Origin of the sequence: Streptomyces sp. NRRL S-495 (assembly GCF_000966955.1) — a bacterium.
GTDB classification, from domain to species: Bacteria; Actinomycetota; Actinomycetes; order Streptomycetales; family Streptomycetaceae; genus Kitasatospora; species Kitasatospora purpeofusca.
The window spans coordinates 1-1878 of sequence record NZ_JZWY01000052.1 but is presented as its reverse complement, the minus strand read 5'-3'; the positions used below and the strand labels follow the sequence as shown (position 1 = coordinate 1878).

Genomic DNA, 1878 nt, shown 5'->3' with positions numbered 1-1878 from the left:
GGCCGGCGACCACCGGGTCCGCGGGGCGGGCCGGCCCCGCCTCCACCGTCTCACGGACCGGGAGGTCGGCCAGCCAGAAGCGCTGCAGCATGTGCCAGTCCTCCGGGTGCTCCCGGATCGCGTCCTCCCAGACGTCGGCCATCGCCTGCGTCATCACCCTGGTCTTCTCCGCCCGGTCGCCCTCCTCCGGCACCGGCACCTCCGGATGGATCCGGCCCCGCAGGATCCGGCCCTCGTACCAGAGCGAGACCGGCATCAGCGCCGCCCCGGTCCGCTGCGCCAGCGCCGCCGGACCGGCCGGCATCCGGGTCGCCTCACCGAAGAACGACACCCCGATACCCGCCTCCGAGAGGTCGCGGTCCCCCACCAGGCAGACCAGCTTCCCCGCCCGCAGCCGACGCGCCAGCGTGCCCACCACGTTCACCGAGCCGCCGGTCAGCGCCAGCACCTCCATGCCCAGGCTCTCCCGGAACGCCACGAACCGGTCGAACAGCCGCTCCGGCTTCAACCGCTCCGCCACCGTCGTGAACGGATACCCCAGCGAGGCCACCCAGGCGCCCGCCAGGTCCCAGTTGCCCATGTGCGGCAGCGCTATCACCGCGCCCCGCCCGGACTCCAACGCCTCCCGCAGCTGCTCGAACCCGTCCACCCGGACGTCCCGCAGCACCCGCGCGCGACCCCACACCGGCAGCCGGAACGACTCCTGCCAGTACCGCATGTACGAACGCATCCCGGCCCGCGACAGCTCCCGCAGCCGGGCCTCGTCCGCGTCCGGGCACACCCGCAGCAGATTCGCCTCCAGCTGCAGCACCCGCTTGCCGCGCCGCCGCCACGCCGAATCCGCCAGCCGGTCGAACAGCGCCCGCGCCGCCGGCTCCGGCAGATGCCTGAGCACCGCCCAGCCCGCCGCGTACGCCGAGTACACCAGCCGGTCCACCACTCGTTCCTTCACCGCGGCACCGCCCCCTTCAGCTCCCGGCCGACGCCCGGTCCGCCTCGAACGCCTCGCGGCGCACCGTCACCATCCGCTGGACCACCGTCACCAGACTGCCGGCCGCCACCAGCCACAGCGCCACCGGCAGCAGCCACTCCACGTACCGCACACCGAACGTCGCCAGACCCGCCACACCGGCCGCCACCAGGCTGATCACCAGCCGCTCGGCCCGCTCCACCAGCCCCGACACGTCGCACGGCAGCCCCTGGCTCTCGGCCCGTGCCTTGGTGTACGACACCACCAGCCCGCTCGCCAGACAGAACACCGCCACCGCGCACAGCAGGTTGTTGTCACCCTTGCCCGCGTACCACATGGCCAGGCCGCCGAAGATCGCGGCGTCCGCGACCCGGTCCAGCGTCGAGTCGAGGAAAGCCCCCCACTTGCTGGTCCGCCCCAGCTGCCGCGCCATGTTCCCGTCCACCAGGTCCGAGAAGATGAACAGCGTGATCGTGATGGTGCCCCAGAAGAACTCCCCGCGCGGGAAGAACACCAGCGCGCCCGCCACCGAACCGGCCGTACCGACCAGCGTCACGGTGTCCGGACTCACACCCAACCGGATCAGGAACGCGGCGAACGGGGTCAGGACACGTGTGAAGAAGGCACGCGCGTATTTGTTGAGCATGGCCTTCCCGACCGCTCCGATCTGCCTGGTACCCGCCTGCGGCGGAGAATGCGGCAGACGACCCGACGGATCAGCCCGCCCGGCGCACCCATCGTAGCCACGCCCGCCGACACTCCCCGCCCACCGACCGCTCGCGCGCCCCCCGACGCCTTTGTACCCCAGGGCGAGTCTTGTGGTTCAGCCCAGGTCCGCGACGCCGGGGCACGCACCTCGCCGCGTTGTCGTCGGTCGCCAATGCTCCGCAGTGGCTCCCTCCTCCGCC

The 1878-nt window shown here is 72.5% G+C and carries 2 protein-coding genes; both read right to left on the bottom strand.

The window, feature by feature from the left end; genetic code table 11:
* Positions 1 to 952, bottom strand: a 952-nt coding sequence (locus VR45_RS04110; protein WP_045938297.1) for a phosphatidylinositol mannoside acyltransferase, incomplete at its 3' end; no start/stop codon positions are given.
* 16 nt (positions 953 to 968) lie between these two features.
* Positions 969 to 1616, bottom strand: coding sequence for a phosphatidylinositol phosphate synthase (gene pgsA, locus VR45_RS04105; protein WP_045938296.1), 648 nt, complete (start codon positions 1614 to 1616; stop codon positions 969 to 971).
* Positions 1617 to 1878 lie beyond the last annotated feature (262 nt).